Source organism: Sneathiella sp. (assembly GCF_029233945.1).
GTDB lineage: Bacteria > Pseudomonadota > Alphaproteobacteria > Sneathiellales > Sneathiellaceae > Sneathiella.
In genome coordinates this window covers 1-25,056 of the sequence record NZ_JARGOQ010000038.1, presented here as the reverse complement: position 1 = coordinate 25,056, position 25,056 = coordinate 1, and the positions used below count along the sequence as shown (strand labels likewise).

At 56.2% G+C, this 25,056-nt stretch carries 29 protein-coding genes and 1 other RNA gene; 20 read left to right on the top strand and 10 right to left on the bottom strand.

The features are described from left to right. Positions 1-9: 9 nt before the first annotated feature. The gene (locus P1U71_RS12745; RefSeq protein ID WP_301105989.1) at positions 10-1,209 is read right to left on the bottom strand and encodes a hypothetical protein; all 1,200 of its coding nucleotides are present in this window, start codon (positions 1,207-1,209) and stop codon (positions 10-12) included. Between the two features lie 2 nt (positions 1,210-1,211). Further along, the gene (locus P1U71_RS12740) at positions 1,212-2,195 is read right to left on the bottom strand and encodes an OmpA family protein (RefSeq protein WP_301105988.1); all 984 of its coding nucleotides are present in this window, start codon (positions 2,193-2,195) and stop codon (positions 1,212-1,214) included. A gap of 302 nt (positions 2,196-2,497) precedes the next feature. Here P1U71_RS12740 and P1U71_RS12735 point away from each other — a divergent pair, with 302 nt between their 5' ends. Continuing rightward, positions 2,498-2,710, top strand: a complete 213-nt coding sequence (locus P1U71_RS12735; protein ID WP_301105987.1) for a hypothetical protein — start codon at positions 2,498-2,500, stop codon at positions 2,708-2,710. An 8-nt stretch (positions 2,711-2,718) separates the two neighbouring features. Then, positions 2,719-3,042, top strand: coding sequence for a YbjQ family protein (locus tag P1U71_RS12730; RefSeq protein WP_301105986.1), 324 nt, complete (start codon positions 2,719-2,721; stop codon positions 3,040-3,042). A gap of 24 nt (positions 3,043-3,066) precedes the next feature. Here P1U71_RS12730 and P1U71_RS12725 read toward each other — a convergent pair whose 3' ends face one another. The 8 genes from P1U71_RS12725 to tkt all read right to left on the bottom strand — a co-directional run bounded on the left by P1U71_RS12725 (position 3,067) and on the right by tkt (position 11,619). Beyond that, positions 3,067-4,083 (bottom strand): NADPH:quinone oxidoreductase family protein, encoded by a 1,017-nt coding sequence (locus P1U71_RS12725; RefSeq protein WP_301105985.1) that lies wholly within the window; start codon positions 4,081-4,083, stop codon positions 3,067-3,069. Positions 4,084-4,173: 90 nt separating this feature from the next. Next, positions 4,174-4,977 (bottom strand): inositol monophosphatase family protein, encoded by an 804-nt coding sequence (locus P1U71_RS12720; RefSeq protein ID WP_301105984.1) that lies wholly within the window; start codon positions 4,975-4,977, stop codon positions 4,174-4,176. Positions 4,978-5,024: 47 nt separating this feature from the next. After that, positions 5,025-5,588 (bottom strand): elongation factor P, encoded by a 564-nt coding sequence (gene efp / locus P1U71_RS12715; protein ID WP_301105983.1) that lies wholly within the window; start codon positions 5,586-5,588, stop codon positions 5,025-5,027. Positions 5,589-5,629: 41 nt separating this feature from the next. Next, positions 5,630-6,289, bottom strand: coding sequence for a thiamine phosphate synthase (gene thiE / locus P1U71_RS12710; protein ID WP_301105982.1), 660 nt, complete (start codon positions 6,287-6,289; stop codon positions 5,630-5,632). A 6-nt stretch (positions 6,290-6,295) separates the two neighbouring features. Then, positions 6,296-7,306 (bottom strand): class I fructose-bisphosphate aldolase, encoded by a 1,011-nt coding sequence (locus P1U71_RS12705; protein ID WP_301105981.1) that lies wholly within the window; start codon positions 7,304-7,306, stop codon positions 6,296-6,298. A 27-nt stretch (positions 7,307-7,333) separates the two neighbouring features. Next, complete coding sequence (gene pgk / locus P1U71_RS12700; RefSeq protein WP_301105980.1) at positions 7,334-8,527, bottom strand: phosphoglycerate kinase; 1,194 nt, start codon at positions 8,525-8,527, stop codon at positions 7,334-7,336. A gap of 26 nt (positions 8,528-8,553) precedes the next feature. Further along, positions 8,554-9,561 carry a type I glyceraldehyde-3-phosphate dehydrogenase gene (gene gap / locus P1U71_RS12695; RefSeq protein ID WP_301105979.1) on the bottom strand — a complete coding sequence of 336 codons (1,008 nt, stop codon included), beginning with the start codon at positions 9,559-9,561 and terminating at the stop codon, positions 8,554-8,556. A 54-nt stretch (positions 9,562-9,615) separates the two neighbouring features. After that, the gene (gene tkt / locus P1U71_RS12690; protein ID WP_301105978.1) at positions 9,616-11,619 is read right to left on the bottom strand and encodes a transketolase; all 2,004 of its coding nucleotides are present in this window, start codon (positions 11,617-11,619) and stop codon (positions 9,616-9,618) included. A 406-nt stretch (positions 11,620-12,025) separates the two neighbouring features. Between tkt and P1U71_RS12685 the strand changes: the two genes are divergently transcribed. The 18 genes from P1U71_RS12685 to P1U71_RS12600 all read left to right on the top strand — a co-directional run. Beyond that, positions 12,026-12,298, top strand: a complete 273-nt coding sequence (locus tag P1U71_RS12685) for a hypothetical protein (protein ID WP_301105977.1) — start codon at positions 12,026-12,028, stop codon at positions 12,296-12,298. A 1-nt stretch (position 12,299) separates the two neighbouring features. Further along, entirely contained in the window at positions 12,300-12,611 is a 312-nt protein-coding gene (locus tag P1U71_RS12680) for a cell division protein ZapA (RefSeq protein WP_301105976.1), read from the top strand. A 9-nt stretch (positions 12,612-12,620) separates the two neighbouring features. Continuing rightward, positions 12,621-12,779, top strand: a non-coding RNA gene (gene ssrS / locus P1U71_RS12675) — 6S RNA. A 35-nt stretch (positions 12,780-12,814) separates the two neighbouring features. Further along, positions 12,815-13,387, top strand: coding sequence for a 5-formyltetrahydrofolate cyclo-ligase (locus tag P1U71_RS12670; RefSeq protein ID WP_301105975.1), 573 nt, complete (start codon positions 12,815-12,817; stop codon positions 13,385-13,387). Further along, positions 13,384-14,202, top strand: a complete 819-nt coding sequence (locus tag P1U71_RS12665) for a TIGR00282 family metallophosphoesterase (protein ID WP_301105974.1) — start codon at positions 13,384-13,386, stop codon at positions 14,200-14,202. Before P1U71_RS12670 ends, P1U71_RS12665 begins: the two co-directional genes overlap by 4 nt. Before the next feature lie 98 nt (positions 14,203-14,300). Next, positions 14,301-15,053 (top strand): YebC/PmpR family DNA-binding transcriptional regulator, encoded by a 753-nt coding sequence (locus P1U71_RS12660; protein ID WP_301105973.1) that lies wholly within the window; start codon positions 14,301-14,303, stop codon positions 15,051-15,053. 26 nt (positions 15,054-15,079) lie between these two features. Then, positions 15,080-15,595: a crossover junction endodeoxyribonuclease RuvC gene (gene ruvC / locus P1U71_RS12655; protein WP_301105972.1), complete on the top strand. Its 516-nt coding sequence runs from the start codon at positions 15,080-15,082 to the stop codon at positions 15,593-15,595. Beyond that, a complete protein-coding gene (gene ruvA / locus P1U71_RS12650; RefSeq protein WP_301105971.1) occupies positions 15,592-16,209 on the top strand; it encodes a Holliday junction branch migration protein RuvA in 618 nt (205 codons plus the stop codon). The genes ruvC and ruvA overlap by 4 nt, the downstream gene beginning before the upstream one ends. Then, a complete protein-coding gene (ruvB, locus tag P1U71_RS12645; protein WP_301105970.1) occupies positions 16,206-17,252 on the top strand; it encodes a Holliday junction branch migration DNA helicase RuvB in 1,047 nt (348 codons plus the stop codon). The genes ruvA and ruvB overlap by 4 nt, the downstream gene beginning before the upstream one ends. Continuing rightward, positions 17,245-17,733, top strand: coding sequence for a tol-pal system-associated acyl-CoA thioesterase (gene ybgC / locus P1U71_RS12640; protein ID WP_301105969.1), 489 nt, complete (start codon positions 17,245-17,247; stop codon positions 17,731-17,733). Before ruvB ends, ybgC begins: the two co-directional genes overlap by 8 nt. After that, positions 17,734-18,453, top strand: coding sequence for a protein TolQ (gene tolQ, locus P1U71_RS12635; RefSeq protein WP_301105968.1), 720 nt, complete (start codon positions 17,734-17,736; stop codon positions 18,451-18,453). A 1-nt stretch (position 18,454) separates the two neighbouring features. Further along, positions 18,455-18,925: a protein TolR gene (tolR, locus tag P1U71_RS12630; protein ID WP_301105967.1), complete on the top strand. Its 471-nt coding sequence runs from the start codon at positions 18,455-18,457 to the stop codon at positions 18,923-18,925. A gap of 15 nt (positions 18,926-18,940) precedes the next feature. Next, positions 18,941-19,831 carry a cell envelope integrity protein TolA gene (locus tag P1U71_RS12625; RefSeq protein WP_301105966.1) on the top strand — a complete coding sequence of 297 codons (891 nt, stop codon included), beginning with the start codon at positions 18,941-18,943 and terminating at the stop codon, positions 19,829-19,831. Positions 19,832-19,843: 12 nt separating this feature from the next. Further along, positions 19,844-21,193, top strand: a complete 1,350-nt coding sequence (gene tolB / locus P1U71_RS12620; protein WP_301105965.1) for a Tol-Pal system beta propeller repeat protein TolB — start codon at positions 19,844-19,846, stop codon at positions 21,191-21,193. Between the two features lie 138 nt (positions 21,194-21,331). After that, positions 21,332-21,871 carry a peptidoglycan-associated lipoprotein Pal gene (pal, locus tag P1U71_RS12615; RefSeq protein ID WP_301105964.1) on the top strand — a complete coding sequence of 180 codons (540 nt, stop codon included), beginning with the start codon at positions 21,332-21,334 and terminating at the stop codon, positions 21,869-21,871. 189 nt (positions 21,872-22,060) lie between these two features. Continuing rightward, positions 22,061-23,179 carry a tol-pal system protein YbgF gene (gene ybgF / locus P1U71_RS12610; RefSeq protein ID WP_301105963.1) on the top strand — a complete coding sequence of 373 codons (1,119 nt, stop codon included), beginning with the start codon at positions 22,061-22,063 and terminating at the stop codon, positions 23,177-23,179. 9 nt (positions 23,180-23,188) lie between these two features. Then, positions 23,189-24,529 (top strand): tRNA lysidine(34) synthetase TilS, encoded by a 1,341-nt coding sequence (gene tilS, locus P1U71_RS12605; RefSeq protein WP_301105962.1) that lies wholly within the window; start codon positions 23,189-23,191, stop codon positions 24,527-24,529. A 135-nt stretch (positions 24,530-24,664) separates the two neighbouring features. Further along, on the top strand, positions 24,665-25,056 hold a 392-nt coding region (locus tag P1U71_RS12600; protein ID WP_301105961.1), incomplete at its 3' end, for an ATP-dependent metallopeptidase FtsH/Yme1/Tma family protein.

Below are 25,056 nucleotides of genomic sequence, written 5' to 3'. Positions count from 1 at the left end.
GGCATGATCTCAACCACGGCGACTTTCTTCCGCGATGGCGGCAATTGTCCGGGTCAGAAGTTTGATATCGCTACGAATTTCCTGAACGACCTGATCCCGGCCGTCGGCGCTTTCTTCCATCAGGCGGACCATATGCACATCCAGATTGCGAAGGTGATTGCGGCTGGCCTGATCGAGCCCGGCACTCTCGGCGGATTTGGCAAGGCGTTCCAGGAGCGGTTTAAGCTCTGTTTGTCCTTCAGCCAGCTTGACGAGCAGGTCTTGTTCCGTGCGCATCTGATCGGTGAGGGCAGCAAGGCGTTCGCTCAAATTGATCAGGGAATTCTCCGCCGATCCGCGCTTGTCCTCATTCCGGGCGAGGGTGCGTTGAAGGTTGTTGAGGCTTTCCGCCGTTTGTTCGAGCAGGGCCTGCACATAAATGGGAACGCTCTGGTCGCCGTCGGAGACGACGGTGGAACCGGAGCTGGTAAAGCGGGTGATGGAGGTCAGCCATTCTTCCAGATCGCCGTAAAAGCGGTTCTGGGCCTGTCCCGCCTGCATATCGAGGAATCCCAGAACCAGTGATCCGGACAGCCCGAAGAGGGAGGAGGAAAAGGCAATCGACATCCCTGAAAGCGGTTTTTCGAGGCCGAGCTTTAACTCATCGAAAATCGCGACGAAATCTCCGCCACCGCCAACATTAAGCGTCGAAATGGCATCACCAACAGAGGCCACCGTCTCCAGCAACCCCCAGAAAGTGCCAAGCAGGCCGAGGAATACCAGCACATTGATCAGATAGCGCGAAATATCCCGGCCTTCATCCAGCCGGGCGCTGACACTATCGAGCAAGGTATTCATCGTGACGGCGCTTAACCGGACCGGCCCGTTGCTATCGCTGAAGATCGTATAGAGCGGAGCCAGCATCCGTGGCGGCCGAACCGTGGGCTGCGATGATTCCAGGCGGCGCAAGCTCTGGGTCCAGTTAATTTCCCCTGTCAGCATGTACACCTGGCGGAAGATAAACAGAACGCCGAACAGCAAAACCAGCAGGATAAGGCCATTTAAAAGCGGGTTGGCGAAAAAAGCGATCTGGAGTTGCGGGTAGAGAAAGGCGGAGATTGCAATCGCAACACCGATAAAGATTGTCATTCGGATCAGGTAGCGCCGCGGCTTCTTGATATTTGGTGTGCCGGCCAGGCTGTGGGTTTCGACATTGGAAATTGTTGACATGGTTACCTTGAAATCATGAGGAGATCAACGCGGTCTGACGGTTCGTCGCCTTCCGGCTGCCCGAGTGCCCGTACTTCAATCTGTTTGTTATCGACCCCCATATCCATCAGTTTCGAGCGGACAGCAAGCGCCCGCCCGAGGGAGAGACGGCGCGCAGCACTGACGCTGTTTCCGCTGCCATAGGCAAGAAGCTGGACATTTCGCCTGTCGCCGTCCTTCACCTGATCGGCGATGGCCTGAAGGGTGGTTTGCGCCTCTGTCGGCAGATCGGCTATCCCTTCGGCGAACAGGATACGGGTGAGGTTGTCATTTGCGTTCGATGCGGCGGTCGCAGCGGTCGGCCCGGCATCCGGTGAAATGGCGGCGAGCCTGATTTCTTCCGCGGCCTCGGCCTCGGGCTGCTTTTCTGTCGCGTCGGAATTGGACACGGCCGCAGCCTCAACTGATGTTGGTGTCGTCTCGGCAGTCTCCGCGTCAGCCGTTTCGGCAACCTTTTCTGCCGCCATATCCGCGACGTTTTCTTTGGTCTCCTCAACGACTTCAGCTGTCGGGATCGGGGCGGTATCCATTTTGACGACGGGGGTTACCACATCCTCAAACTTTGTCTCTTCCGCCGGTTCGGGCAGTTTCTCTGGATTGACAGGCGGAACCGGGACGGGTTTTGCCGCCGCGACAGTCGTTTCGGGAAGCGTTAGTGCCGGTTTTACGAGTGGCTTAACAATTTTCTGGGACGGCTCTGAGGATGCTTTCTTCTGCAGGGACGGCGGGGTCAGCACAATCACAGAGCTGCCATCAATAATCCGTGTCGGCAATGTGAGTTGCGGGCCTGAATATTTAAGCGCCTTCAGATTGACCTCAACCGCCGGGCGTGCTGAACCGCTCGTTTCCGCGTGCGCAGTCGTTGCTATCATCCCGGCAAAGGGAATTGAAACCGCGAGGGAGGCAAGCAGGGAGAGAGAGTATGTTGCCGCTGGCAATTTAGTCATTGGCCGCCTTCCTCTCCTTTTAGCCGTCAGCTGTCATCAAATTCACGCGAAATTCACGTCCAGCGTCCATATCTGCCAATTGAAATTGTCAACTTTACGGCAGGCCGCTGAACCGCTTTGCACCATAACTTAGCGGGCGCGTGCCCACAATCCCTTATGTTGCCTCCAAAGCTGCCATCTGACACAATTTGCGGCTGTTTTTTGTTATTTAGCTTTATGAAAGGTTTTTTTGCTATTAATGATTTACTCGGTGGCGGAAAGATACAATTTAACAGAGATTTCTGAAAGAAGGATCTGATTTCATGAAACTCGATACCATAGCGTTGATACTGGCGGTCTTCGGCGGTGCAGTTTATCTGTTTTTCCTGATATTTGCAGGCGCGACCGCCTCCTTTCCCTTTGGAGCAATCCTCTTCATCGTACTGGTCTGTTTCATCTATTTGCTGGCCCGTGTCCTGTGGCAGCGGAAAAACAGTGCCGAAGATGACTATTATGAACAAAATATCGAGAAATGAGAGTAGCAATGATCGTAGCGACCACGGATGAAATTGAGGGCCGGGAAATTGCTGAAGTGCTGGGTCTGGTGCGGGGCAATGTGATCCGCGCCAAGCATATCGGCACGGATATTATCGCGGCATTGCGTAACCTTGTCGGCGGCGAAGTTCGAGAATACACCAAGCTGATGGGGGAAGCGCGCGAGCAGGCAACGGACCGCATGATTAGTGAAGCCAGGCAAAAGGGCGCGGATGCCATTGTCGGGATGCGCTTTACCACCTCTATGGTGATGGCGGGGTCCGCCGAAATTCTCGCCTATGGCACGGCGGTTCGGCTGATTCCGAAACAATAGACCCCCACCATGGATTAGGGCCGGTTAGTAATCTTCCTCGCTTATGTCGATGACGCATTTACCGTCCACCTTGCGGTCAATCACGGCATCGAGGGCCTCGTTAAATTGTGAAAGTGTGAAGCGGGCACCGATCTCTGGCTTGATTAGGCCTTTTGCGTAGAGATCAAGAACACCCGCTACCATTTCATCCAGCGTCTCAATATGCTGTGCCCGGCTGCCACCCGGAGACCAGCCGAAGAAATGCCCGAGGTTGAAGCCCATCGCCGATGCATTCTTCAGCAAGAGAGTATTCGCCGCGATCTTCGGGATCTCCCCGCAGGCGTAGCCGATGGTCAGCAGCCGCCCTTCCCAGGCGAGGGAACGGATAGACTGGATTGTCACGTCGCCGCCGATGCTGTCATAGACAAGATCAACGCCTCGACCGTTCGTAATATCCATCACGACATCCCGAAAGTCCGATTGCCGATGATCGATCGCATGATCAGCCCCGTGACGACGGGCCGTTTCGCAATGTGCCTTCCCGCCGGCCACAGCAATGACGGTCGCGCCAAGGGCCTTGCCGATCTCAACAGCGGCCATGCCAACAGCCCCGGCTGCGCCATGGACCAGCAATGTCTCCCCGCGTTGCAGGTTGGCCCGGCGGGTCAGCGCGCCGTAAGAGGTGGTGTAGGAGGTAATCAGGGACGCTCCAACACCGAAATCCATATCCTTCGGGATTTTATGGCAGGCGATATCCTCGATTTTACAGAAGCCGGCGGCACCGCCATGGCTAACGCTGCACATGACATGATCGCCGACCGCCACCCGGCTGACATTCTCCCCCACGGCATGGATAATGCCGGCCGATTCCGTTGCGGGAATGTAGGGGAGGGGCGCTTTACGCTGGTATTTACCGGCAATGTTAAGAGACGCCGCGAAACTTACTCCCGCCGATTTGTTGCGGACAATGATTTCACCGGGTCCTGGTTCCGGAATGGGAAGGGTCTCGAGCTTGGCAACATCATTATAGTTGCCGAATTCATGGACGACGATAGCACGCATGTCACGTTGATCCTGACTTATTATTGTTTGAAAACAGGCCTTTACTATAGCCGAGCCTTTCGCGGGAACAAGTCGCGATTAGGTGTTTTTTTATCTTCCCAGGCGGAGTTCGCGGAAAATCTCCATCATGCCGCTGTTGACGCCGGGGTTACTGGCAAGAATATCCCCCTTTTCAAGCATTTTCTCGCCGCCATCAATCTGCGTGACAAGGGCACCTGCTTCGCGGGCGATTATGATGCCTGCGGCGATATCCCATTCCTGCAAGTCACGTTCCCAATATCCGTCATATCGTGCGGCGGCAACGTAGCAAAGGTCGAGTGACGCTGCGCCGTAGCGCCGCACCCCGGCAGATATCGCCATGAACCGTTCCAGCTCTTTCAGGAACTTGCCGTGGTCTTTCTTGCCCAGAAACGGGATGCCAGTGGCGAAAATACTGTCGGCCATGCGGGTCCGGCTGGAGACACGTAGACGGCGGGTATTGACAAAGGCGCCACTGCCTTTTTCCGCCCAGAACATCTCATCCTTGACCGGGTCGAGCACGACGCCCGCCGTGATTTCCTTACCCGTCTTGATGGCGATGGAGATCGCGAAATGCGGCAGGCCATGGAGAAAGTTCGTAGTCCCATCAAGGGGATCAATAACCCAGTAATGTTCGCCATCCTTCGCCGGGGTATTCTCGCCCTCTTCGGTGATGAAGCCATATTCGGGACGCAGCCGACTGAGTTCCTCACGCAAAGTTGCCTCGCAGGTCAGGTCCGCCTGGGAAACAAAGTCCGCCGGGCCCTTGCGAGAGACCTGCAAATGCTCAACCTCGTTGAAGTCACGGAGAAGCTTGCGGGCCGCCTTGCGGGCCGAAAGTTCCATTGCATTGATGTCGGCAGATTTTCTCGCCATAGTTTGCTGCTTTACTCTTGATCAGGAAGCGGGGAATTATGCGGGGTTCAGTCCGCCCGCTTGAGATACTCGGATGTTTCCGTGTTGACAACGATTTTCTCGCCGGTGCCGCAAAATGGCGGCACCATCACCCGGATTCCGTTCTCCAGAATTGCCGGCTTATAAGAAGAAGCTGCCGTCTGTCCCTTCACCGTTGGCTCGGTTTCGGTGATTTCAAGGGTGACCTGCTCGGGCAGGATCACGGTCAATGGGCTTTCTTCATGAAACTCGATTTCGACATCCATACCGTCCTGCAGGAAGGCGGCGCGCTCGCCAACCATATCCTTTGAAATCGATACCTGCTCGTAGTTACTTGTATCCATAAAGGTCAGCAATTCGCCATCCTCAAACAGGAACTGATGCGGTTTCTGCTCCAGACGAACCCGCTCCACGGATTCGGAGGCGCGAAAGCGCTCATTCAGCTTGGTGCCATCGCGGAGATTCTTGAGTTCCACCTGCAGATAAGCGCCGCCCTTGCCGGGCTGCGTATGCTGAATTTTCACAGCGACCCACAGGCCAGCCTTATGTTCGATCACATTGCCCGGACGGACAGCATTTCCGTTAATTTTCATGATTTTTCATCGCTCTTGTCAAAAATTCTGCGCGGAACCTATCAGTTTGCCACGACCTTATCAATCACCCGATTAAAGGCGGCAACCGCCTCCTTCGGGCCATCCTTGTAATCCCAGATCCCCCCGGCGACAGCCAGAAAATCCGCACCGCTCTCCAGCAGGACGCCTGCATTTTCCACCGTGATGCCGCCAATCGCGACGGAGGGGATCAGCGTTGTCTCCGACCACCAGGCCAGAAGCTCCGGTTCCGCCTTGACGGTGTTCGCCTTGGTGGAGGAAGGGAAGAAGGCGCCGAAGGCCACATAATCGGCCCCGTCGTCCCCGGCAACCATCGCCAGATGCTTTGAATTTTTGCAGGTCACCCCGATAATCGCCTCGGGGCCCAGAAGTTCGCGCGCCCTTTTGTAAGGCATGTCGTCCTGCCCGACATGAACACCGTCAACGCCCAGTTCTTTGGCGAGGTCAACATCGTCATTGAGAAGAAAGGCGACGCCAGCCTCTTCCGCAATGGGAAAGAGACGCTTCGTCGCCGCAATAACTTCTTCGGCGGGGCTATCTTTCAGGCGAAGCTGAAAACAGCCAACATCGCCGCCTTTGAGCGCCTCACGAAAATCCGCCTCGAAAGCATCAAGGTCAATAACCGGTGGTGATATCAGGTAGAGACGGGGACGTTCCCGTTCATTTTCAGGCGCTGTCCCCATAAAACCTTATTCCATATCCGAACTATATTCACCGTCGCGGGCGGCGCTGGTCAGTTTCGCGCGGTGCAGGAAGGCGTTCTGTGCAGCCTCCACATTCTCAGCCTTGCCCTGCCAGGTGGCAAGGGCGGAGGCCTGTAGCGCCCGACCGAAGGAATAGCTGATTTCCCAGGGGAATTTACCCATTTTGTTCATGGCGTTGAGATGCTCGGTCGCCTGTTGCTCGCTCTGTCCACCGGACAGGAAGACAATACCCGGAACCGCCGCCGGAACCGTCTGCTCGAAACAATAGAGGGTTTTTGTTGCGACTTCCTCGATACCGGCCTGCGCGGGGCAGTCCTTGCCGGAAATAACCATATTCGGTTTCAGCAACATCTGTTCCAGCACGACGCGCTGTTTGTAAAGCTCGTCAAAAACTGTTTTCAGCGTCGTTTCCGTCACCGCATAGCATTCGTCGATATTGTGATCGCCATCCATCATCACCTCCGGCTCAACAATCGGGACGATCCCCGCTTCCTGACAGAGCGCCGCATAACGGGCGAGGGCATGGGCGTTGGTATCGATGCAATACTGGCTGGGGGCGGCATCGCCGATAGAGATGACCGCCCGCCATTTGGCGAAACGTGCGCCGAGCTTGTGATATTCCGCCAATCGGTCACGGAGACCATCGAGCCCTTCTGTCACCAGCTCGCCTTCTGAGAAGGCAAGCGGTTTCGCGCCGGTATCGACCTTGATGCCGGGAATAATGCCCTGCTTCATGATCAAATCGGTCAGCGGGCCACCCTTCTTTGCCTGCTGACGGAGGGTTTCATCATAGAGGATCACGCCACTGATATAATCGCCCGCGCCCTTGGAGGAGAGCAGCAGCTCGCGGTAATCGCGGCGGGTTTCTTCCGTGCTGGGTGTGTTGATGGTATCGAGGCGTTTCTTGATGGTCCCGGTGCTTTCATCCGCGGCCAGGATGCCTTTGCTGGGGGCGACAAGTGCTTTCGCGATATCTTCTAAGTCCATATCTTCCATTTCTTCACTCCCGTATTTTCTGCCCGATCAGCGGCTGAGCGCGGCGACGCCTGGAAGCGTCTTGCCTTCCATCCATTCAAGGAAAGCACCGCCTGCGGTCGAGATATAGGTCAAACCCTCAGTAACACCCGCTTTCGCGAGCGCCGAAACCGTATCTCCGCCGCCTGCGACAGAAATAAGTGCGCCAGACTTCGTCAGTTTTTCAGCTTCCTTGGCGACAGCGATCGTGCCATCACCGAAAGGGTCAATCTCGAAGGCACCAAAGGGGCCGTTCCAGATCAGTGTTTTTACTGTCGCAAGACGCTCTTTGAGCAGGGTAACAGATTCTGGCGCGACATCGAGAATCATTTCGTCCGCCTTGACATCATCGACATGTGCCGTCCGGCTGACCGCGCCCGCCTTGAATTCCTTGGCCAGCACAACATGGGAGGGAAGCAGAACCTCGCAGCCGACTTTCTCAGCCTTCGCCAGAATCCCGGAAGCTGTCTCGGCAAGGTCATGCTCACAAAGGGAGGCTCCGACATCGACGCCTTTGGCGTTGAGAAAGGTGTTCGCCATACCGCCACCAATGACCAGCACATCCACCTTCTCGATCAGGTTGAAGAGAAGGTCTAGCTTGCTGGAGATTTTTGCGCCGCCGACAACCGCCATAACCGGGCGGGCGGGCTTCTCAAGCGCTTTTGAAAGGGCAGTCAGTTCAGCTTCCATATTCCGGCCAGCATAGGCGGGCAGCAGATGGGCCAGTGCCTCGGTCGAGGCATGGGCGCGATGGGAGCAGGAGAAGGCATCATTCACATAAGCGTCGCCAGCGGCGGCAAGTTCCTTTGCGAAATCCGCATCATTCTTTTCTTCGCCCGCGTGATAGCGGACATTCTCGGCAAGCAGGATATCGCCTGACTTGGCTGAGGTGATGGCCGCCGCGACCGGCGCGCCAACGCAATCGTCAATAAAGGTGACCGGCCGCTTAATATGTGCGGCCAAGCCGTCGGCAATGGGACGGAGGGACATTTCCGGGACGACCTTGCCTTTGGGCCGCCCGAAATGGCTGAGCAGAAGGACTTTCGCGCCTTTATCCGCGAGTTCGTTCAGGGTGGGCAGGATCCGGTCAATGCGGGTGAAATCGGCAATCTTGCCATCCTCCACCGGCACATTGAGATCCACCCGGACCAGAACCGTTTTCCCGCGGGCATCCAGATCATCGAGAGTCCTGAAATCAACCATATTGTAACTCCGTCCGCGTTCGTGCGTTACTTGGCGTTCGCCATGGCGAGGGCCGTATCGCTCATCCGGTTGGAGAAGCCCCATTCGTTGTCGTACCAGCTCAGGACACGAACGAAGGTGCCGTCGATGACCTGTGTCTGGGTCAGATCGAAGGTGGAGGAGGCCGGGTTATGGTTGAAGTCAATGGAGACAACCGGATCGCTGTTCGCATCGAGAACACCTTTCAGGCGACCGTTTGCGGCCTCAGAGATGGCGTCGTTGACTTCTTCCTTGGTGGTCGAGCGACCGGCGACGAACGTCAGGTCGATCATGGAAACATTCGGTGTCGGAACGCGAACCGAGGTTCCATCAAGCTTGCCAACCAGTTCAGGTAAAACCAGACCAACAGCCTTGGCAGCGCCAGTGGAGGTCGGGATCATCGACATACCGGCGGCGCGGGCGCGACGCAGATCAGAATGCAGCGTATCCAGAACCGGCTGATCACCTGTAAAGGCATGAATAGTCGTCATGAAGCCATGAACCAGACCGACAGAGTCGTTCAATACTTGCGCGACCGGTGCCAGGCAGTTCGTCGTGCAGGACGCGTTGGAAACGACCGTGTGGTCTTTCGTCAGCTTGTCATGGTTGACGCCGTAAACGACGGTCAGGTCAACATCGGTACCGGGGGCGGAGATAAGGACTTTCTTCGCGCCTGCTTCAAGATGCTTGGCGGCGGCATCGCGCTTGGTGAAGATACCCGTGCATTCAAAGGCGATATCGACATTGAGGGCGCCCCAGGGCAAATCGGCGGGGTTGCGTTCTGCGGTTACCTTGATCGGGCCACGGCCAAGATCAATCGTATCGCCGTCAACCGTCACCGTGCCGGGATAGCGGCCATGCACGCTGTCATATTTCAGAAGATGGGCGTTGGCTTCAACCGAACCCAGGTCATTGATGCCGACAACTTCAATATCAGTCCGGCCAGATTCATAGATTGCCCGAAGGATATTCCGTCCAATCCGTCCAAACCCGTTAATTGCTACGCGAACAGTCATTTTCTTCTACTCCTGAATGCCGGTCTCTGATCTCTGCCGGCCTTTGCTCTTATGTTAAAGCCTGTCTTTTGCCGATGCGACGATTGCCTCGGCGGTGATGCCAAAATGTTTATAAAGATCGCCTGCCGGAGCGGAGGCGCCGAAACTGTCAATGCCAATAAAGCCGCCTTCCGTGCCGGTATATCTTTCCCAGCCCATGGAGCAGCCCGCTTCAACAGCAATCCTTACAGTATCCACATTAAGTGTTTCTTTTTTGTAAGCATCGTCCTGTTTTTCGAACAATTCCCAACATGGCATGGAGACGACCCGCGTGCCGATGCCTTCGCTTTCCAGCATCTTCTGCGCTTTCAGGGAAATGGATACTTCGGATCCGGTTGCAATCAGGGTGACTTTCGCCTCCAGATTGGCCGGAGCCAATTCATAACCGCCAAGGCCCGAGAGATTCTTCGCCGTATGAGTTTTCCGGACCAGCTCCAGCCCCTGGCGGCTGAGCGACAGGATGGAGGGTGTTGATTTGGATTGCAGGGCCAATTGCCAGCATTCCGCTGTCTCGACCGCATCCGCCGGGCGGAAAACATTGAGATTGGGTATCGCCCTGAGGGCGGCCAGATGCTCGACCGGCTGATGCGTTGGGCCATCCTCGCCAAGGCCGATGGAATCATGGGTCATCACATAGACAACCCGCTGTTCCATCAGGGCGGAGAGGCGGATTGCTGGCCGCGCATAGTCGGTGAAGACCATGAAGGTGCCGCCGTAGGGGATAAAACCCTTATGAAGCGCCATGCCGTTCATGAAGGCTGCCATCCCGAATTCGCGTACACCGTAATAGATATAGCGACCGGAGAAGTCTTCTGCCGTTACGGGCTGCAATTGCGGTGTCAGGGTAAGATTCGATCCCGTCAGGTCGGCAGAGCCACCAATGGTGATATCGACCTTGTCATTAATGACTTTCAGCGCTTCCTGACTTGATTTGCGCGTTGCCCAGCCCGGGGCATCCTCGCTGAGCTTTCGTTTGTATTCCAGCAAGGCATCATCAAGGTCTGACGGCAGGTCGCCGGTGAGGCTCTTCTTGAATTCCGTCCGTAGCTCGGAGGGAAGGGCCTTCAGGCTCTCGTCCCAAGCGGCAGAGTGCCGTGCCCCCACAGTGCCGACACAGCGCCACTTATCAAGGATGTCATTGGGAATTTCAAACGGCGCATGTGGCCAGTTCAACTCCTTGCGGGCGAGGGCGATTTCCTCGTCACCGAGCGGAGCGCCATGAACGCCGGAGGTGCCCTGCTTATTGGGAGCGCCGAAACCGATGGTCGTGCGGCAGGCAATCATGGATGGCTTGTCCGTTTCCTTTGCGGCGGCGATGGCCTTCTCGATTTCCGCCGCATCATGCCCGTTGACCGCCTGAACGTCCCATCCATGGGCCTCAAAGCGTTTTGCCTGATCGTCGGAGACCGCGAGGTCGGTGGAACCGTCGATGCTGATGGAATTATCGTCCCAAAGCACGATCAGCTTGTTCAGCTTGAGGTGACCGGCGAAAGAGATCGCTTCATGGCTGATCCCCTCCATCAGGCAACCATCACCGGCAATCACATAAGTGTAATGATCAACAATGTCCTTATAGCGGGCGGCCTGCATCTTCTCGGCAAGGGCCATGCCGACCGACATGGCGAGACCCTGACCAAGCGGCCCGGTTGTCGTTTCCACACCTTCCGCATGACCAAACTCCGGATGACCGGCGGTTTTCGACCCCAACTGGCGGAAATTCTTGATTTCCTCCAGCGTCATGTCCTTGTATCCGGTCAGATACAGCAGCGAATACAGCAGCATCGATCCATGGCCGGCGGACAGCACAAACCGGTCGCGGTCGGGCCAGTCCGGTTTCGCCGGATCAAATTTCAGGAATTTGGAAAACAGGACGGTCGCAACATCGGCCATCCCCATCGGCATGCCCGGATGACCGGAATTTGCGGCCTGCACGGCATCCATGGACAGCGCCCGGATGGCGTTTGCCATATCATCATGTTTGCTTGAGTTCGGTGACGACTTAAGCCCGATCTTGTTCATACTTGGCTCATCTCCATCCACCAGCTGCTCCGGGTAAATCCCTCCATTATACGCTTCTTACGCGACGAGAAAGGAACAAGTGCACTGGGTGCGCTTTCGGATTGCGGGTGCCCGTCTTCGGGTTGGTTTCAAAATGTGTCCGTTCGTCAGATCATTCCGGTCATTTGCCGAGCTTCGCGCAATGACGCGTCGGCGTCCGGAATGCAAAGCCAAAAGGGGTTCCTTTCGGAATCGAGGGGAAGATGCCGCCCAATGACCGGCACGTCAACCGCTTAGTTCATGGAAAAGGCGCGAAACCGGTCAAAATGTGCCTCAACCAATAAGGTTGACGAGCCTTACGGCATGATCGTATTGTCAAAGATGAGAGATTTCCGGTAACTGACCATAAACAGTGTGGAATAGTCTGATGGGGAACGAGCAGGACAGCGAATCAAGGATGGGGGCGGCTATTGCCAGGCTTGAGAAAGCCGCCGCGACCTTGGCGCGGGAGAAGCAGCAGGGGGAATTTGGTTTGGGCGGCGATGCTGTCGGGTCCGACCTTTCCGCCGAGAATGAGGCGCTGAAAAGCGAGCTTGAGACACTGCGCGGCAAGTATGAGTCGCTGAAAAAGAAGACGCAAACCGTGTCTGGCCGTCTCGATCAATCAATCGATCAACTCAGCATGATATTGGAGCAGTAGCATGGGATCACTGACAGTCAATGTGAACGGACGGTCATACCCGATCATCTGCGGTGACGGCGAGGAGCCGCATCTTGAGTATCTGGCGGAGTTTGTCGATAAAAAAGTGCAGGACCTGACAGGTTCGATCGGAAACGCGAGCGAGGGGCAGCTTCTGCTGATGGCCTGTCTGCTGATCGCCGATGACCTGTCGCAGGCCTATGAAACGATCGAGAAACTCCGCGAGGATGAGGAAACAGGCGGAGACACATCTGCACAGGATAAATGGGCCGAAAAAATCGAGGCTATTGCACAAAAGCTCGAAAGTGCTTAAATGGACGTTGTTGCACTGACTTGTGCGTTAGACGAATGATTTCCTGGGGCCAATAACGAAATCCCGGGAGCTGATCCCTGACTGGACCGTGGTCCTAATATATCGGCGCCCACCTGACTTGTCAGGCCACAGCGATTTCCACGCGTCGACGGCTATGTTGGTGCAGCTTTTATCTATTTCTGGATTCTGCCGAAAAGCTGCCTGTGACATTATCCCGCAGAGACCAAAAACAGCGACAGCGCGATGCCGCCTTTGCGCGTCGGGCCGCAATAGTTGCGGGCGATGCGGGGAAGCAGGCCTCAAACCGGTTTCTGGACATCCTCCCAAAATTAGGCGTTTCGACAATCTCTCTCTATTGGCCGCTTGGCAGTGAGCTGGACACGGGGCCACTTCTGCGGGCGCTGCATGATCTTGGCATTACCTGCGCGCTGCCGGTTGTGGAAAAAAAGAACCATCCGCTATCCTTTCGCCGCTGGACGCCGGAAACGGTACTTGAGCCCGGCGCATTCAAGGTTCTGGTCCCGGTTAAAACCGCCGACTACCTCATTCCCGATCTTGTCATTACACCGATGCTTGCCTTTGACGCAGCGGGCTATAGACTGGGATATGGCGGCGGTTTTTATGACCGCACCCTTGAAAAATTGAAACGGGGCGGGAATTGTACGGCAGTCGGCTTCGCCTATGCAATGCAGGAGGTTGCTGAGGTCGTCACCGACCGGTATGACCATCGGCTCGATTGGGTTGTTACGGACCAGTATGTTAGGAAGATAGTTTGAAAATCCTGTATTTCGGGGATGTGGTAGGCCGGTCAGGCCGGGACGTTCTCATCGCGCGATTGCCGGAGATCCGGCAGCGGCTATCAACGGATTTTATTGTCATCAATGGGGAGAATGCGGCCGGCGGCTTTGGCATTACCGAAAAAATTGCCGGTGAGTTTTATGACGCCGGGGCGGACTGCATCGTTCTTGGCAATCACAGCTTTGACCAGAAGGAAATCATTCCCTTTCTGCAGAAGGACGCGCGGATGTTGCGCCCTATCAACTATCCGAAAGATACACCCGGGCGCGGGGCGAGCGTATTCAAGACCCGGCGGGGCAAGAGTATCATGGTGGTGCAGGTAATGGCGCGTCTCTTCATGGATCCTCTTGATGATCCATTTGCGGCAGTCGAAAAGCTGCTTGCCGGAAATCCGCTGGGCAAGAAATACGATGCCATCCTTGTCGATATTCATGGGGAGATCACATCCGAGAAAATGTCCATGGGGCATTTCTGTGATGGCCGGGTTTCCATGGTCGTCGGCAGCCACACTCACGTGCCAACGGCGGATGCCCAGATATTCCCGGGTGGCACTGCCTATCAGACCGATGCGGGCATGTGCGGCGACTATAATTCCGTGATCGGCATGGAGAAGGAAGAGCCGCTCCGTCGTTTCACCCGGAAAATCCCGGGCGGGCGGTTTTCTCCGGCACTGGGCGAGGGGACGGCCTGTGGCATTTTCGTCGAGACGGATGATAAAACCGGCCTTGCGAGTTATATTTCTCCGCTTCGTGTCGGTGGCCGCCTGCGGGAGGTATGGCCCGAGCTTTCCTGACGCCCAGCTTGGGTGCAAAAAGGACGTGCCTCTTTAAGGCGGATCGGGTACAAACGGCAAAACAGTAACCAAATAGTAGTGAGACCAAGAGACGGACTATGGCGGGACATTCACAATTTAAGAACATCATGCACCGCAAGGGCGCGCAGGATAAAAAGCGGGCGAAGATCTTCGCCAAGCATATCCGGGAACTGACGGTGGCGGCGAAAACCGGTTTGCCGGATCCGGCCATGAACCCGCGCCTTAGAAGTGCCATTTCTGCCGCTCGCGGCGACAATATGCCGAACGACAATATCGATCGCGCGATCAAGCGGGCCTCCGGCGAGGCGGGCGCGGATAACTATGAGGAAATGCGTTATGAGGGCTATGGCCCCGGCGGTGTTGCCATCATCGTCGAAACCTTGACCGATAATCGTAATCGCACCGCCGCCGATGTGCGCGCGGCCTTTGCCAAGTCAGGCGGCGCAATGGGGGAGACGGGATCCGTTGCTTTCATGTTTGACCGGATCGGGCAGGTTATCTATGCGGCGGACGCAATCGATGCCGATGACATGTTCGAAGCGGCGCTTGAGGCGGGTGCGGAGAATGTCGAGAGTGATGCGCAAATTCACGATATCACCTGCGCGATGGAGGATTTCAACGACGTGCGCGATGCGCTGGAGGAGAAATTCGGCACCCCGCAAGAGGCGGGCATTGTCTGGAAGCCGCAGAACTCCATTCCGGTAGAGACGGAGGATCTGGCCAACTCCCTCTTCAAGCTGGTGGATGTACTCGAAGATAACGACGATGTGCAGAAGGTTTCGGCCAATTTCGATATTCCCGAAGAAATCATGGAGAAATTGGGCGACTAACTTTTTAGAAGGACAGTAATTTTATCATGCGTTTATTGGGGCTGGATCCGGGACTTCGCCATACCGGCTGGGGGATCATAGAAGCAGAGGGCAACACCCTCCGGCATCTGGCCAATGGCGCGATTTCCTCTGACGGCACACTGGATTTGTCGCAGCGGCTGGTACAGCTTTATGACGGGATTGCGAAAGTTATCGCGGACTGGCAGCCCGCGGAAGCGGCAGTCGAGGAAACCTTCGTCAACAAGAACCCGGTCTCAACCCTGAAACTCGGTCAGGCGCGCGGTATTTCCCTGCTGGTTCCCTCGCTCCATGGCCTTCCGGTTGAAGAATACGCCCCCAACAAAATCAAGAAATCCGTCGTTGGCGCGGGCCATGCCGGTAAAGATCAGATCCACGCCATGGTCGGTATGCTGCTGCCCGGCTGTAATATCGCGAACGAACATGCGGCTGACGCGCTCGCGGTTGCCATCTGTCATGCTCATTACGCGAGCAGCAACCGTAATCTTAAAAAAGCCACCATGATGGCGGGACGGGCGCAATGATCGCGAAGCTGACCGGAAAACTTGACGAGATTGGCGAGGACTGGATCGTGATTGATGTGGGGGGCGTCGGTTATCTGGTTTTCTGTTCCGGTCGCACCCTCCGCAGCCTGCCGGAGACAGGCGGAATTGTCTCGCTTTATATCGAAACCCATGTGCGCGAAGATCATATCCATCTCTATGGCTTTGAAAGCGTGGCAGCGCGATCCTGGTTTACCCTGCTACAGACCGTGCAGGGCGTGGGCGCGAAGGTGGCGCTGGGTGTCCTCTCTCTCTACAGCGGGGAAGAGTTGACGCAGATTGTCGCTGCTGGGGACAAAACGGCATTGACCCGTGTTTCCGGTGTCGGTCCGAAAGTTGCCGGTCGGATTGCGGCGGAACTCAAAGACAAGGTCGCGAAAATGGATTTGGGGCCTGTCGCCTTTAATGCCGAAGTGAGTCAAACGGCACCGAAACCGGCGCAAGCCGCCGCCGGAGATGCTGTTTCAGCGCTGGTCAATCTCGGCTATGGCCGTGCAGAGGCCTTTGGCGCGGTTGCCGCCGCCGCGCGTAGTCTCGGGCCCGAAGCCTCGGTTGAGATCCTGATCACCGCCGGGTTGAAGGAGCTGGCCGCATGAGTGATGAGAGGCTTGTCAGCGCCGCGTCCAGCAATCAGGACGATATCGAGACCCAGTTTCGCCCACAAGTCCTTGATGATTTTATAGGTCAGAAACAGGTCCGCGAAAATTTAAGCGTTTTCATTCAGGCGGCAAAGTCGCGCGGCGAAGCCCTTGATCATGTGATGTTTTTTGGACCCCCTGGTCTTGGCAAGACGACCCTCTCGCAGATTGTCGCGCGGGAACTGGGCGTGAATTTCCGCGCCACCGCCGGACCGGTGATCACCAAGGCGGGCGATCTTGCGGCGCTCCTGACCAACCTTGAAAAGAACGATGTCCTCTTTATCGATGAAATCCACCGGTTGAGCCCGGCGGTGGAGGAAATTCTCTATCCGGCGATGGAGGATTTTCATCTCGACCTGATCATCGGGGAGGGACCGGCGGCGCGGTCCGTGCGCATCGATCTGCCACCTTTCACGCTGGTGGGCGCGACAACGCGATCCGGCCTGATCACGACGCCGCTCCGGGAGCGCTTCGGCATACCGCTCCGGATGAATTTTTACGAGCCTGATGAACTGAGGCTCATTGTCGCTCGCGGCGCGCGGGTTCTGGGCCTCAATCTTAGTGAAGACGGGGCGATCGAGATTGCGAGGCGCAGCCGCGGCACGCCCCGCGTGGCCGGACGGCTTCTGCGCCGGGTGCGCGATTTTGCCGCTGTTGCCGGGGCTGATCTTGTCGATGCGGTGAAAGCCGATGCGGCGCTTAATCGGCTGGAAGTGGATAAACGCGGGCTGGATAGTATGGACCGGCGCTATCTTGGACGCATTGCCGAGGATTTCGGCGGCGGCCCGGTCGGCGTGGAAACCTTGTCGGCGGCCCTTTCCGAGCCACGCGATGCGATTGAGGATATTATCGAGCCCTATCTGATCCAGCAGGGATTTCTGCAGCGCACCCCACGCGGACGCATGCTGACGAAAGCGGCGTTCGACCATCTCGGCCTCGCCTTTCCGAAAACTGTCAGTGAGCAGCTTTCCCTGATCGATGAAGAGAGCAAGAATGAGTGAGGTCAAAATGCTCGGCCGGTTTGAGGCGGGCGCGGCGGGAACGCAACATATCTTTCCGCTTTCCGTCTATTGGGAGGATACGGACGCCGGTGGTATCGTCTATTACGCCAACTATCTTAAATTCACGGAACGGGCACGAACCGACATGCTGAGGGGACTTGGCATCAATCAACAGGCGATGATGGAGGAGGACGGCGCGAATTTTGTCGTCCGCGCCTGCGAAATCGAATATCTTAAGCCCGCGAAGATGGAAGATGAGCTTGAAATCGTGACCTCGGTGACCGATCTGCGCGGGGCATCCCTCCGGATGGCGCAGAATATTTATCGCGATACGGACCTCCTTGTGGAGACAAAAGTGCGTGTCGCCTGTCTTGACAGAGAGGGAAAACCGCAGCGTCTTTCTTCTGCCATAAATGCCAAGTTTAATGCGATTTTGGGCGATTCGGCTTTACATGCGAAGACTTTAGCCAGGGAAGAGTAAATGGAAAATGAAGCAATTGTCGTCACCCAGATGGGCGGCGGTGCTCACGATTTATCGATGATCGGCCTGTTTGTTCAGGCCGATATTGTTGTTCAGATAGTGATGATTGTTCTGGTATTGGCTTCTTTTTGGAGTTGGGCGATTATTGTCGACAAAATTATTCGTTTTCGCCGGATTACCGCCGATGCGGACGATTTCGAGAATGAATTCTGGTCCGGCGGAAATCTGGAGGATCTGCAGCGTCGCGTCGGTTCCAGTCCCGATAACCCGCTCGCCATGCTGTTCGCCGCCGCCATGAAGGAATGGTCCCGCTCGACCGAGAAGGGCCTCGGCAAGCATTCGCATACGGGCCTGCAGGCGCGTATCCATCAGGTGATGCGCGTGACCATCGATCGCGAGATGGAACGGCTTGAGAAGTATCTCGGATTTCTCGCGACCGTCGGATCAACGGCGACGTTCCTCGGTCTGTTCGGCACGGTCTGGGGCATTATGAACAGCTTCCAGTCCATCGCCGCCACCAAGGACACCAGTCTCGCCGTTGTTGCCCCGGGTATCGCGGAGGCCTTGTTCGCCACAGCGCTCGGCCTTGTTGCGGCCATTCCGGCGGTGGTCGCCTATAACAAATTCTCCAATGACCTGCAGCGGATTATCACCCGCCTTGAAGGGTTTGCCGGGGAATTCTCGGCCATTCTCTCGCGCCAGCTCGATCAGGACGACTGATATGGATGCCAATAACTATAAGGCCTTTACCGGCAAGGGCCGCCGCCGCCGTCATACCCAGATGTCGGAGATTAATGTCACGCCCTTTGTTGACGTGATGCTCGTGCTGCTGATTGTCTTCATGGTGACCGCGCCGCTCTTGACCGTTGGCGTGCCGCTGGAACTTCCCAGCAGCAAGGCCGCAACCGTGCAGGGCAATGACGAACCGCTGGTGATCAGTGTCGATGGGGAAGGGCGGCTCTATCTTGAAGATGTCGAGATCGAGCTTGCCAACCTGGTGCCCAAACTCCGGGCGGTGACCGGCGCAAAACAGGACCAGCGTATTTTTGTGCGCGGTGACACCAATGTCGCCTATGGCCGTGTCCTGTCGGTCATGGGGGAAATTCATAACGCAGGCTTCAAGCGTGTCGCGATGATATCCGCCGGCCCCGGCAAGGCGGCTTCCGGCGCGCAACAAGACAGCAACCAGTAAGGGGTCCTCCGACTGATGAGAGTGCCTGCCCTAGCTTCGGCCGTTCTGCATATGTTGATCCTTGTGATCATGTATACCGGCCTGCCGTTGTTTACGGACCCGAAGCTGTTCGAGCCCCCGGTTGTCATCGATGTGGAAATTGTCGATGTGGCGGATATCACCAATCTGCCAAAACCCGCGCCGGAACCTGAGAAAGAGAAGAAGCCCGAGCCCGAGCCCAAGCCGGCCCCGAAACCGGAGCCAAAACCTGCGCCGAAGCCGGAACCTAAACCCGAACCAACCCCGGAACCTGAACCAGCGCCAGAGCCTGAACCGGCTCCAGAGCCTGAGCCAGAACCCGAACCTGTGCCAAAGGCGAAACCGAAGCCCGTCCCCAAGCCGCCGGTTAAACCAAAGCCCAAAACGAAACCAGAACCCAAGCCGGAGCCAAAGAAGCCCGAGCCGAAAAAGCCTGCGTTCGATATGAACCAGATGAAGGCATTGCTTGATAAGAAGAAGCGCGAGCAGGCGGCAAAATCTCAGGATACGGCAGACATAAAAAAGCCCGATTCTGCTGAAAAAGTGCCGAACTCCTCAAGCAAGGCAATGGATCGATCCCTGCCGCTGACACTGAGCGAGAAAGATGCATTGCGTCAGCAGGTTCAAAAATGTTGGAACCCGCCAACAGGCGCAGCAAATGCGGAGGACCTTGTGGTGACGATCCGGATACAGTTAAACTCGGACGGATCATTGAATGGTTCCCCGGAAATTGTTAATGGGGGAAGGGCGCTGGATAGTTTCAAGCAAGCGGCGGCGGATAGTGCGCGACGGGCAGTGCTTCTCTGTCAGCCATATAATCTGCCGGCCGAAAAATATGAGAGCTGGCGCGACGTCACGATGAATTTTGATCCGCGAGATATGTTCTAGGCGATAGGAAGAATGATGATTGGTAGAGTACAGAAAATCTTTGCATTCCTGACTGGTTTGTTGGTGGCCCTGTCGGTCATGAGCGCGGCCCGGGCAGAGCTGGTTATCGATATCACGCAGGGCAATATTGAACCGATGCCCATCGCGATTACGGATTTCTACGCCGATAACGAGGCGACGGCGAAAATCGGCAAGCAGATGTCCGATGTCATCCGCGCCGATCTGGAACGCTCCGGCCTGTTCACGCCGATCGATCCGCGCGCCTATCTGCAGCAGCCAAAAGATCTGCAGGCCGTGCCGGTTTTCGCCAATTGGCGTAAAATTGCCGCGCAGGCCCTCTCTACCGGGCTTGTTCAGGCGCTTGGCGATGGCCAGATCAACGTGCAGTTCCGGCTTTGGGATGTCTTCGCCGAGCAGTATCTGACCGGCATCCAGTACACAACCCCGCCGTCGAACTGGCGCCTGACCGCGCATCTGATCGCGGATGAGATATACAAACGACTGACCGGGGAGGATGGATATTTCTCCACCCGCGTGGTTTATGTGTCGGAAAGCGGACCGGCGGACCGACGGATCAAACGCCTTGCGATCATGGATCAGGACGGGGAAAACCATCAATTCCTGACCAGTGGGAATGAGTTGGTGCTCACCCCGCGCTATTCCCCGACCCAGCAGGTGCTGACCTACCTGTCTTATTTCAATAACAGGCCGCGGGTATATCTCTATAATCTTGATACCGGACAGCAGGAAATCCTCGGGGAGTTTCCGGGTATGACCTTTGCGCCGCGCTTCTCACCATCGGGTAATCAAGTTGTGATGAGCATGGCGCAGGACGGCAACTCTGAAATATATTTGATGGATCTGCGCACCCGGGAGATGAAGCGGCTGACCAATCATCCGGGCATTGATACAGCGCCCTCCTTCTCGCCCGACGGCACCCAGATTACCTTTGAATCGGATCGGGGCGGTCGTCAGCAGGTATATGTCATGGATGCGGATGGCTCAAATGTGAAGCGGATCAGCTTCGGCAGTGGCAATTATGGCACACCGGTCTGGTCGCCACGCGGCGACCTGATCGCTTTTACCAAGCTGACCGGCGGGCAATTTTCCATCGGCGTGATGCGCAATGATGGTTCGCAGGAGCGGATTTTGACCGAAGGCTTTCATAATGAAGGGCCCACTTGGGCGCCAAATGGACGTGTTTTGATGTTTTTCCGCCAGATTCCGGGAAAAAATGATGGGACAAGTGATAAAGTTCGCTTGTGGTCCATCGACCTTACAGGATATAACGAACGGGAGGTCATCACGCCCGGTGACGGGTCAGATCCGGCGTGGTCGCCACCGTATAACTTGAACAGGTGAGATCAAACCACTATAGTTTGCGTGATTATAATATTCGGGGGACCATCTTCACTAGTTTCTCATAGATACATTACCGTATCCTTGTTTGACGTGAGATACCCAAAGTTCAGAGATTTCCAGAGGATGGGAGTTAAGTAAATGCGGCTCAATCTAGGTCTTAAAACCTTAAGTATCTTCACAGCGTTGCTGCTGGTTACAGCATGTGAAACAGCGCCAACAGAAACCGGTGACAGCTCAGGTGGGGGCGCGACGACCCAGACGAGCGGAACGTCGGGTTCCTCAACGACTGTTGTGACGGAAACCACAACGACGACAGTGCAGCCCGGCAGCCAGGAAGATTTGGTTCTGAACGTAGGCGATCGCGTCTTCTTCGGATTTGATAAATACGACCTGTCTGACGAAGCACAAGGTACGTTGCAGCGGCAGGCTGCCTGGTTGAAGGCGAACCCAACGGTTACGCTCGTGATCGAAGGCAACTGTGATGAACGCGGTACGCGCGAATACAACCTTGCTCTTGGTGAGCGTCGGGCAACGGCCGCGAAAAACTACCTGGTGACCCTGGGTGTTTCGGCAAACCGTTTGTCCACGATTTCCTACGGCAAGGAACGTCCGGTTGCTCTCGGTCATAACGAGGCTGCCTGGGCCCAGAACAGACGTTCGGTTTCGGTTGTAAATTAATCGAGGCTAGAATTCCGGCGCCCGTTGCCGCACTAACATGTTTAGTGACGGAAGCGGGCGCTTTTTTTGAATCAAGCGGCTTGCTCCGGAACGGAGCAGTCCGACATTGACCATAAAATTGCCAATATTTCGAACAAGTTTAATATCTTTGAGGAAAGACCCTGCGGATCGAGGAAAGGGTGCGCCGCGATGATTTGGAATGTATCAAAGACCGGGACTGGAAAGTCAGAGCTTTCTGGAAATGGGAAATTGCTGATTTCCTGTCTGGTATTGGCTATGGTTGCTCTTATTACACCGACCTTGGCGCAGGCTCAGAGCAACAGTGAGGTTCGGGCACTGGTCGACCGGATCAACCGGCTGGAGCAGGATATCACGGATATGCAGCGGACGGTCTATAGCGGCGCAACGCCCGCACCCCGGCCCGCGCCGAGCAGTTCCTCCACATTGCCCGCAACATCCGGGGGCTCTGTCAGCCAGGACGGCTTAGCACTCCTTTTGCAGCGCATCAGCGCCCTTGAAGATGAACAACGCCGCCTGACGGGCGCGCAGGAAGAGGCCAGCTTCAAGATCAATCAGATGACGACCCGGCTTGATAAGCTGGTGAAAGATGTTGATTTCCGCCTGACGGATATTGAGCGTCGCCTTGGTACGCCGGGCGGGGCGACGGGTGCTCCCGCAACAACGGGCGCGATCGGTTCCCCAACACCTCTGGCGGGGTCCGGCACATCTCCAACGGGAACCACTGGAAGCACTACTTCGACGGGGCCCGTTGTGGTTGGCGGTGAGAGCCTGGCCGAAGGAAGCAAGGTTCTCGGGACTCTTCCCGCGAACGGTAGTGGCAGTACCACCACCGCGCCGAGCCAGCCCGGAACAGGCACAGCGGTGGCGTCTGCGACATCATCTGGTGGCGGATTGCCAGCCGGATCAGCGTCTGATCAATATAACTATGCCATTTCCCTGGTGCGGGACGACCGCTATGACGATGCGGAGGCTGCCTTCACTGAATTTCTCCAGCTTCATAAAGACAGCGATCTCGCCGGGAATGCACAATATTGGCTCGGGGAAACCTTCTATGTACGCGGCGATTTTCCGAACGCGGCATCGGCCTTTTTTGAAGGATACCAGAACTATCCGGACAGCACCAAGGCGGCGGATAACCTTCTGAAGCTTGCCATGACCCTTGGCCGGATGGACCAGAAGGAGGAGGCTTGCGCCACCTTCGCGCAGATGGACAAGCAGTTCAATCAGGTTCCCGCCAGATTGCGGCAGGCCGCGGACCGGGAAAAGCAGAAATTCGGCTGCAGTTGATGCGCGGCTGTGGCTGACTCTCCCGGTGTTTCCGATCTTTCCGATTTTTTCAGTGAGACCCTGCATGCGCTTTTGCCGACGGGAGCAGCGGAGGGCATCGCAGTCGCTGTGTCCGGCGGATCGGACAGTATGGCGCTCGCACTTCTCGCCAAGGATTGGGCGGATGCGAGTGGGGTTCATCTCACCGCCCTGACCGTTGATCACGGTCTGCGCGCCACCTCCGCCGATGAGGCAAATCAAGTCAAACATTGGCTTGACGCGCGAGGGATCGAGACTCTTATTCTCCGCTGGGCGGGACCTTCCCCAAAAACCGGTATTCAGGAAGCCGCGCGCAATGCCCGCTATCAATTGATGGAGGAGGCCTGCTTAAAGGCGGGAATCAGCAAATTACTGCTCGGCCATCAGTTGGAGGATCAGCTTGAAACCCTGCTGATGCGTCTCTCGAAGGGGAGCGGGCTGGACGGCCTTTCCGCCATGGAAAGCATGAGTGAACGCGGAAGGCTTACGCTATTGCGGCCGCTCTTGTCCGTACGCCGGAACCTGTTGCGGGACTATCTTAATTCGCGATGCCAGGGCTGGATCGACGACCCCAGCAATGAAAACCCCGTCTACACCCGCACCCGTGTCGGCGCAGTCCTGACCGAGATGCAGCAGCTCCCGGGGAGTAATATTGAGGCGATTGCGCTCTCTCTCTCGCGGTTGCAGCGCGCGTCCAACAGCCTCGACGTACTGGCGCGACAAAAGATTGACGCGCTTTGTGAGATCAGTCCGCTCGGTTTTATCCGGATGCAGGAAACTGCACTCGATGATTGTCCGGATGAACTGGCGCTGCGCATTCTTTCCGCTTCTCTCAGATGCGTCGGCGGTGGACAACGGATCAAGCTCTCCGCGCTTGAAGATCTCTATCGGCGGCTTTTTAAGGAGCGATCGGGGAAAAGCGGCACAATTTCGGGCGCGCAAACCCATAAATCAGGGAAAAGTTGGCTGTTTTGCCGGGAGCCGGGGCGGGAGGGCCTTCCCCTTATTGACCTTGCATCAGATGAGAGAGAATGGATCTGGGATAACCGATTTATCGTGACCGATACCGCGCCGGATGCTCCCCGTCCTGACGGATTAACCCTTGGTCCACTCGGGGTGGAGGGATGGCGGCAACTGAAGGATCGCGCTGATTCCAAATTTTTCTCAACGGTTCCCACCCGGGTCCGCCATAGCCTGCCATCGCTCTGGTCCGGTGATGAAATTGTCGCGCTGCCCCTGTTGCCCAAGGAAAAAAACGCGGAATTCGGGCTTAGTCAGCGATTTAACACGCAGTTTCGGGCATTTTACTGGATGACCGACCCGAATTCGTGATAAATATCGTCGATTGGCTAAATGCCCTATTGGAACTTGATGTTAACAGATTATATCTAGAACTAATCCAAATTCTCGGGTGCATCTTACGACGAACGGATCGGACCAAGTCCGAAATGGGAAGGAAATAGTTTCGTGAATCTTTTTGGCAAGAACATAGTGCTCTGGGTGATCATCGCATTGCTCGTTGTGGCGCTTTTCAATATTTTCAATGATCCTTCTCCGCGTAATGCCGGGTTGTCGATGCCGTATTCGACATTCCTCGATGAAGTTGAAAACGGCCGGGTGAAAAATGTCACCATTCAGGGCCCGAATATCAAGGGCGTTACTGATGACGGTCGGTCCTTCACGACCTATGCGCCAGAAGACAGCACGCTTGTCTCCAAGCTGAGCGAGCATGGCGTTATCATTAATGCCGCCCCGAAGGAAGAGGGTAGCATGTTGATGGCGACGCTGCTGTCATGGTTCCCGATGCTGCTTCTGATCGGGGTGTGGATTTTCTTCATGCGCCAGATGCAGGGCGGCGG

What these genes read in the sequence shown, in the direction of transcription:
- P1U71_RS12745 (WP_301105989.1), bottom strand. Translation starts at nt 1,209, where the DNA reads ATGTCAACAATTTCCAATGTCGAAACCCACAGCCTGGCCGGCACACCA.
- P1U71_RS12740 (WP_301105988.1), bottom strand. Translation starts at nt 2,195, where the DNA reads ATGACTAAATTGCCAGCGGCAACATACTCTCTCTCCCTGCTTGCCTCC.
- P1U71_RS12735 (WP_301105987.1), top strand. Translation starts at nt 2,498, where the DNA reads ATGAAACTCGATACCATAGCGTTGATACTGGCGGTCTTCGGCGGTGCA.
- P1U71_RS12730 (WP_301105986.1), top strand. Translation starts at nt 2,719, where the DNA reads ATGATCGTAGCGACCACGGATGAAATTGAGGGCCGGGAAATTGCTGAA.
- P1U71_RS12725 (WP_301105985.1), bottom strand. Translation starts at nt 4,083, where the DNA reads ATGCGTGCTATCGTCGTCCATGAATTCGGCAACTATAATGATGTTGCC.
- P1U71_RS12720 (WP_301105984.1), bottom strand. Translation starts at nt 4,977, where the DNA reads ATGGCGAGAAAATCTGCCGACATCAATGCAATGGAACTTTCGGCCCGC.
- efp (WP_301105983.1), bottom strand. Translation starts at nt 5,588, where the DNA reads ATGAAAATTAACGGAAATGCTGTCCGTCCGGGCAATGTGATCGAACAT.
- thiE (WP_301105982.1), bottom strand. Translation starts at nt 6,289, where the DNA reads ATGGGGACAGCGCCTGAAAATGAACGGGAACGTCCCCGTCTCTACCTG.
- P1U71_RS12705 (WP_301105981.1), bottom strand. Translation starts at nt 7,306, where the DNA reads ATGGAAGATATGGACTTAGAAGATATCGCGAAAGCACTTGTCGCCCCC.
- pgk (WP_301105980.1), bottom strand. Translation starts at nt 8,527, where the DNA reads ATGGTTGATTTCAGGACTCTCGATGATCTGGATGCCCGCGGGAAAACG.
- gap (WP_301105979.1), bottom strand. Translation starts at nt 9,561, where the DNA reads ATGACTGTTCGCGTAGCAATTAACGGGTTTGGACGGATTGGACGGAAT.
- tkt (WP_301105978.1), bottom strand. Translation starts at nt 11,619, where the DNA reads ATGAACAAGATCGGGCTTAAGTCGTCACCGAACTCAAGCAAACATGAT.
- P1U71_RS12685 (WP_301105977.1), top strand. Translation starts at nt 12,026, where the DNA reads ATGGGGAACGAGCAGGACAGCGAATCAAGGATGGGGGCGGCTATTGCC.
- P1U71_RS12680 (WP_301105976.1), top strand. Translation starts at nt 12,300, where the DNA reads ATGGGATCACTGACAGTCAATGTGAACGGACGGTCATACCCGATCATC.
- P1U71_RS12660 (WP_301105973.1), top strand. Translation starts at nt 14,301, where the DNA reads ATGGCGGGACATTCACAATTTAAGAACATCATGCACCGCAAGGGCGCG.
- ruvC (WP_301105972.1), top strand. Translation starts at nt 15,080, where the DNA reads ATGCGTTTATTGGGGCTGGATCCGGGACTTCGCCATACCGGCTGGGGG.
- ruvA (WP_301105971.1), top strand. Translation starts at nt 15,592, where the DNA reads ATGATCGCGAAGCTGACCGGAAAACTTGACGAGATTGGCGAGGACTGG.
- ruvB (WP_301105970.1), top strand. Translation starts at nt 16,206, where the DNA reads ATGAGTGATGAGAGGCTTGTCAGCGCCGCGTCCAGCAATCAGGACGAT.
- ybgC (WP_301105969.1), top strand. Translation starts at nt 17,245, where the DNA reads ATGAGTGAGGTCAAAATGCTCGGCCGGTTTGAGGCGGGCGCGGCGGGA.
- tolQ (WP_301105968.1), top strand. Translation starts at nt 17,734, where the DNA reads ATGGAAAATGAAGCAATTGTCGTCACCCAGATGGGCGGCGGTGCTCAC.
- tolR (WP_301105967.1), top strand. Translation starts at nt 18,455, where the DNA reads ATGGATGCCAATAACTATAAGGCCTTTACCGGCAAGGGCCGCCGCCGC.
- P1U71_RS12625 (WP_301105966.1), top strand. Translation starts at nt 18,941, where the DNA reads ATGAGAGTGCCTGCCCTAGCTTCGGCCGTTCTGCATATGTTGATCCTT.
- tolB (WP_301105965.1), top strand. Translation starts at nt 19,844, where the DNA reads ATGATGATTGGTAGAGTACAGAAAATCTTTGCATTCCTGACTGGTTTG.
- pal (WP_301105964.1), top strand. Translation starts at nt 21,332, where the DNA reads ATGCGGCTCAATCTAGGTCTTAAAACCTTAAGTATCTTCACAGCGTTG.
- ybgF (WP_301105963.1), top strand. Translation starts at nt 22,061, where the DNA reads ATGATTTGGAATGTATCAAAGACCGGGACTGGAAAGTCAGAGCTTTCT.